Origin of the sequence: Methylobacterium sp. WL18, assembly GCF_008040015.1 — a bacterium.
GTDB lineage: Bacteria > Pseudomonadota > Alphaproteobacteria > Rhizobiales > Beijerinckiaceae > Methylobacterium > Methylobacterium mesophilicum.
In genome coordinates this window covers 1-5,336 of the sequence record NZ_VRVD01000313.1, presented here as the reverse complement: position 1 = coordinate 5,336, position 5,336 = coordinate 1, and the positions used below count along the sequence as shown (strand labels likewise).

Genomic DNA, 5,336 nt, shown 5'->3' with positions numbered 1-5,336 from the left:
CCTCGGTGCCGGGCTCCTGGCCCGCCGGGCGCGCCTGAGCGTGCCGGTGCCGCTCGGCTGGCTGCTCACCAGCCTGTTCGTGATGCTGACCTGGGTGCTTTTCCGGGCGACGAGCTTCGAGGCGGCGCTCGTGATCTTCAAGGGCCTGTTCGGGCTCGCGCCCCACGGCTCGGGCTTCAAATGGCGCACCATCGCGGTGGCGGCCCTGGTCGCCACGGTCGGCCCGACAGCCTGGGCGGCGGTGCACCGCCTGCCGCCCAGGCGCATCCTGGCCTTCGGCTTCGCGCTCCTGTTCGTCGTCGTCCTCCTGAAGATCGGGGACGATGCGAACTACGAGTTCATCTATTTCCAGTTCTGAGGATGGCGCTCGCTCACCCCCCACAGGATCGGGCCTGGCGCGCTTTCGTCCGCACCGTGCTGCTGGCGATGGTCGGGCTGTTTGCGGCCTATCTCGGCCTGGCGGTGCTGGTCGATCCCTACGATACCGGCCGCTCGACGCTCGTGTCCCGCGGCGCCGTCCGCCCGCAGGGCCCGCGCACCGCCTCGGCTGTGCGCGGCCGTGACCCGGCCTATGCGGGTGCTGTGATCGGCAATTCCCACATCCAGTTGATCGAGCCCGCTTCGCTGACCCGGCTCACCGGCATCCCGTTCGTGCAGCTGTCGGTGCCGGCCACCGGGCCGTCCGAGCAATTCGCCTTGCTGAATTGGTATCTGAAGCACCACGCCCGGCCCGAGGCGATCGTGCTGTCGGCCGATGCGTTCTGGTGCTCCGACGACCCGTCTTTCCCGAGCGAGCACGGCTTCCCGTACTGGCTGCTCGGCGACTGGCAGGCTTATCTCAAGGGGCTGCTGCGCTTCACCGCCGCGCAGGAGACGATCAACCGCCTCGGCTGGCTCCTGAACCCGCGCCGCAAGCAGGCCGCGTCCGACGGCTGGTGGGATTACGAGTCGAACTACCTGAGCCAGGGGTTCGGCCGTGATCCGGCCAAGAAGGCGGCGCTGGAGCGGCCGGTCGGCCCCGAGGCCGAGCCGCATCACGGCGGGCCGTTCCCGGTGGCCGACCGGTTGCGCGCCGAACTGGCGCGGATCCCGCCCAGGACCGCCGTAGTGGTGGTGTTTCCGCCGGTCTACGCCCGCGCCGAGCCGCCGGCCGGGAGCCCGCGGGCTGCGGCCGAGGCGGCTTGTCGCGCCGAAGTCCGATCGGCGCTTGCCGTTCATCCGCTGAATACGGTCATCGATGGACGTGCCGGGCGACCGGACGCCGTCAATCCGGATCTGTTTTTCGATCAAACTCACTATCGGCTGCCGCTCGCCCGAGCGTTGACGGACGAGATTGCCGCCGCGATCGTTCACCTGCGGACGTTTTCGGCGGACTAAGCCCGGCCGTCCCGTCCCGGATACCGGAACAGGGTGATGCGCTCGGCCCTTGATTTTCCAACACCTTTTTTGAAATGCCGGCCACCAGCTTTGAACTGGACGCTCTAGACCGTGGCTTGTTTGCCGCAGGGGGCCACGCATTCGAGACAACATCCAAGCCCTGCAACGCTGCGCGTTGTCGCGATTAAGCACCTCGACTATACGGCACCTCACGTTATCGCCGCACACCGGCCATCCCCTGGTGGGCGGTTACGATCCAGCGAGGGTGACGCATGGCGAAGGTGACGCTGGAGGACGGCTACGTCCCGTCCGACGACGAGCCCTTCATGAACGACCGGCAGCGTGAGTACTTCCGGCGCAAGCTCCTGAGCTGGAAGAGCGACATCCTGCGTGAGGCGCAGGATACGCTCGTCGCGCTGCAGAGCGAGAACGAGAACCACCCCGATCTCGCCGACCGCGCCTCCTCGGAGACCGACCGGGCGATCGAGCTGCGGGCGCGCGACCGCCAGCGCAAGCTGACCGGCAAGATCGACGCGGCGCTCGCCCGCCTCGAGGACGGGTCCTACGGCTTCTGCGAGGAGACCGGCGAGCCGATCTCGCTCCGCCGCCTCGATGCCCGGCCGATCGCCACCCTGTCGCTCGAAGCCCAGGAGCGGCACGAGCGCCGGGAGAAGGTGTATCGGGACGATTGAGGGGGCGGTTCGGATCCCGAACTTACTGCGTCAGCCGCAGCGCGCCGATGCTCGCCCGGATCTGCTGGAACGCCTTGATCAGGTCGTCCGACGTGTTGGCCAGGTAGAACTGGCCCGGATTCGTCGCGCAGTTTTTCAGGAGCGTCTGTCCCGCGGCGTCGATCGGGTCGGCCGGGACGCTGAAGCCGATCGTGTAGATCGCGATGTTGACCGCCTTCGCGTTCTTGCAGGCTTCCGCGGTGAGGGCGTCGAGCGCGTTGCGGGCGCCGGCGGCGTCCGAGACGTTCTGGTTGGTGGCGGGCAACCGGCCGTTCGGGTTGGTGCCGTTGGCGTTCTGGAAATAGCCGGCGGCGAAGTAGAGCGACCCGTTGGGCGCGTTCGAGTTGGCCGTCCAGCTGTTCTCGCCGTCGGTCATCAGGATGATGATCTTGTTGATCGTCGTCGCGTTCGAGCTGTTGGAACTCGACGCGTAGGCGGCGGGCGGGTTCGTGTCGGCGAAGACGCTCTTCGGCGAGAGCGTCCGCCAGCCCCACATGAAGCCCTCGTGGATGTTGGTCGCACCCAGCGGTGCCATCTGGCCGATCAGCGTCTTGAGCGCGCTGGTGTTGCTCGTGAGCCGTAGGAGCGGCTGGGTCGTGCATCCGAAATTCGGCCCGCTGGGGATGCCCGTCTTGGTATTCAGCGACGTCGGCGCAGCGTTCTGCGGTTTGACGTATTTGCACGCCTGGCCTTCGGCAGTGTTGAAAGACGTTCCGCTCGCGAGCGGCGGGCAGTTGCCGTTGTCGTCATCGATGTAGCTGTTGAAGCTGTAATAGGTCGTGTACTTGTTTACTGAATATGCTGCGAAGGTCGTGCTGGAATCGCCCGGCTCATCGGGGGCGAACAGCGGCACGAAGTAGGAATCCTTGTTGCCGATGGTCGGCGCGCCGTCCTGGACGTTGAGCGGGTAGGGCAGGGTTTCGAGGCAGCCGCCCCAACCCCAGCCGGAATAGACGCCCTGGAGCTTGGCGAAGATGTCGAACCGGCTCTTGAAGTTCGATACGGCAGGCTGGAGAACGTTGGTCCAGTGGTAGCTGGACTGCCCGGTCTGGTCGATCCAGGATGCGTACCGGAAGGCGGTCGGATCGACCGCCACGGCGCCGGCGAACGGCACGATTGAGATCCGCGTCGCGCTGGAGAAGGCCGCGTTGGTGTAGACGTAGTTGACGAAGTCGGTGGCCGCGCTCTGCACCGCCTGGAGCTTCGACTGGCCGCCGCTCGACGCGGACATCGAGCCGGTGTTGTCGAGGACCAGCGCGATCTCGAAGGTCTTGGGCAGCGGCGTGGCGCATTGGGCGGTGGCGCCCGGGTTGATGCGGTTCGTCCCCGTGACCTTGCCGAAGAACACCGTCGAGAGCTTGTGGGCGGTCAGGGTGATCTGGCGCGGGTTGCTGGTGATCGTGAGAGGATCGACCACGAGGTTGGCCACCCCCATGGCGCCGGTCATCGCCGCCTGGGCTTTCAGGTTGAGGTCGGCGTTCGATGTGGTGAGCGGCGTCTGGCACAGGAGCAGCGCCGTGGCGTCGGTCGCGGCCTGCAGCTTCGTTTCGAGCCGGGTCGCGAAGCCGTAATCGATGGCCGCGCCCGTGAACATCAGCATCGGTACGCTCAGGAAGGCGAACAGGACCGCGACGTTGCCGCCGCGTCCCCGCGCGAAGCCGAGCAACCCTGGCCGGCTGGCGCGATCAGAGTAACGGGGCATCGCATGCCTTCTGGGTGGTGCCCGGTAGGATGACCTCGGTGTAGGTGTTCGACCCGTAGGTCGTGCCGCCGCGGGTCGGCCACGGGACGGAGGCCGAGAGGGTGATCGTGTTGCCGACGCCCTTGACCAGCTTGACCAGGGCCGAGCCGATCATCGGCGTGTAGCTGATGCTGACTTCGGCCAGCACGTAGCGCATCCCAGAGGTCTGGTAGCCCGCCGGTACGAGCAGGTCGGTGGCGGTGCCGGCGGCCCGGGGCTTGGCGTTGGCGTTGGCGACGCTGGAGCAGACCTGCGGGACCAGGTTCAGTCGCTTGAGATCGACACCCATCGCGCTGACGACGATCTGGACGGTGCTGGTGTCGAACGGGCGCATCACCTTTGCGGCGGAGGCGACGATGTCGGTCATCAGCGGCGTGCCGATCGGGTTCTGCGTGTCGCCTTGGGCGGTGAGGTCGGCCACGGTGCGGGCGAGCAGGGTCAGCTTGCGCCACTCGTCGATGGCGTGGGCGATCTCGGTCATGCCGGCCCAGATCGACAGCAGCACCGGCAGGATCACGGCGAATTCCACCAGCGCGCTGGCCCGCCGGTCCCGGCGCAGCGCGGCCGCCTTGCGTGCGAGGGACCTCAGCACGGGCTCGTCCCGGTGATCTGATAGGGCTCCGTGCGGAACACCGCCGTCGAGGTGAGCAGGCTGGACCCGGCGCCGGCGCCGGTGGTGAACTGTCGGGTGCCGAGACCCATCAGGTTGAACAGGGTCGGGAACTGCACCGCCGCGGTCACGATCACGATCGTGCCCGGCTTGGCGCAGGCGTAGTTCGTGCCGAAGCTGGTGTTCCACGTGCCCGTCGCGGCATTGATCGGCGTCGCCGCGCTGGCGCCGGCGAGCGTACTGGCGGTGGCGACGTCGATCTTGACGTTCTGGCAGTTGAAGATTGTCGGGATGGTGCCGGCGCCGGTGCCGCACATCGTCGTCTTCAGCGAGCCCAGCAGGGTGGCGGCGTCGGTCTGGCCGGCGTTGGCGGCCTGGAATTGCCCGGTGAAGATCGTCCGGACCGCGTTCTGCAGGGCGCGATCGAAGTTCTGGGTGGCCCAGATCTGGAAGGCGATCTGGAAGACGGCGCCGACCAGCGCCAGGAACGGCAGGGCCACCAACGCGAACTCCACCGCGGCCGCCCCGCCCGCATCCCGCAAAAAACGGTTCGAGAGGCAACCTGAGGTAGGTTTCGTTTCGGGTATTATTTGTACTCGCCGAGACATGGAGTCAAACTGCCGCTCGAAGACCAGCACATGTCCAGATGTGTAACTAATGATTTTCGAAAAGCTTAATGCGACCAAGAAGATCGCTGCGGAAGCAGATATTCTACTAAAGGTTGCATAAAAAGGCCGGGATGCGGCTGCCCAGGCGAGGGCCGCCATTGATTCCGGGCCGCCCGGCGCCACTTCGTCGGCGGCGCGCCCGGCCGGAGAACCACATGACATTCCCCAGGACAGCCGCGCGCCTCGCCGGGCTGATCGCGGTCCTCGCG

At 66.9% G+C, this 5,336-nt stretch carries 5 protein-coding genes and 1 pseudogene; 3 read left to right on the top strand and 3 right to left on the bottom strand.

The features are described 5' to 3' along the window. The 3 genes and pseudogenes from FV228_RS19285 to dksA form a co-directional block, all read left to right on the top strand. Positions 1 to 358: pseudogene (locus FV228_RS19285) on the top strand (MBOAT family protein); the annotation flags it as partial. Between the two features lie 2 nt (positions 359 to 360). Then, a complete protein-coding gene (locus tag FV228_RS19280) occupies positions 361 to 1,377 on the top strand; it encodes a hypothetical protein (RefSeq protein WP_147856096.1) in 1,017 nt (338 codons plus the stop codon). A 272-nt stretch (positions 1,378 to 1,649) separates the two neighbouring features. After that, positions 1,650 to 2,069 (top strand): RNA polymerase-binding protein DksA, encoded by a 420-nt coding sequence (dksA, locus tag FV228_RS19275; RefSeq protein ID WP_050733124.1) that lies wholly within the window; start codon positions 1,650 to 1,652, stop codon positions 2,067 to 2,069. A 22-nt stretch (positions 2,070 to 2,091) separates the two neighbouring features. Here dksA and FV228_RS19270 read toward each other — a convergent pair whose 3' ends face one another. Genes FV228_RS19270 through FV228_RS19260 form a run of 3 tightly spaced genes read right to left on the bottom strand, consistent with a single transcriptional unit; the run spans position 2,092 to position 5,001 of the window. Next, the gene (locus FV228_RS19270; protein WP_147856095.1) at positions 2,092 to 3,810 is read right to left on the bottom strand and encodes a TadE/TadG family type IV pilus assembly protein; all 1,719 of its coding nucleotides are present in this window, start codon (positions 3,808 to 3,810) and stop codon (positions 2,092 to 2,094) included. Further along, complete coding sequence (locus FV228_RS19265; protein WP_147856094.1) at positions 3,794 to 4,441, bottom strand: TadE/TadG family type IV pilus assembly protein; 648 nt, start codon at positions 4,439 to 4,441, stop codon at positions 3,794 to 3,796. The genes FV228_RS19270 and FV228_RS19265 overlap by 17 nt, the downstream gene beginning before the upstream one ends. Then, complete coding sequence (locus FV228_RS19260; protein ID WP_246690050.1) at positions 4,435 to 5,001, bottom strand: TadE/TadG family type IV pilus assembly protein; 567 nt, start codon at positions 4,999 to 5,001, stop codon at positions 4,435 to 4,437. Before FV228_RS19260 ends, FV228_RS19265 begins: the two co-directional genes overlap by 7 nt. Between the last annotated feature and the right edge of the window lie 335 nt (positions 5,002 to 5,336).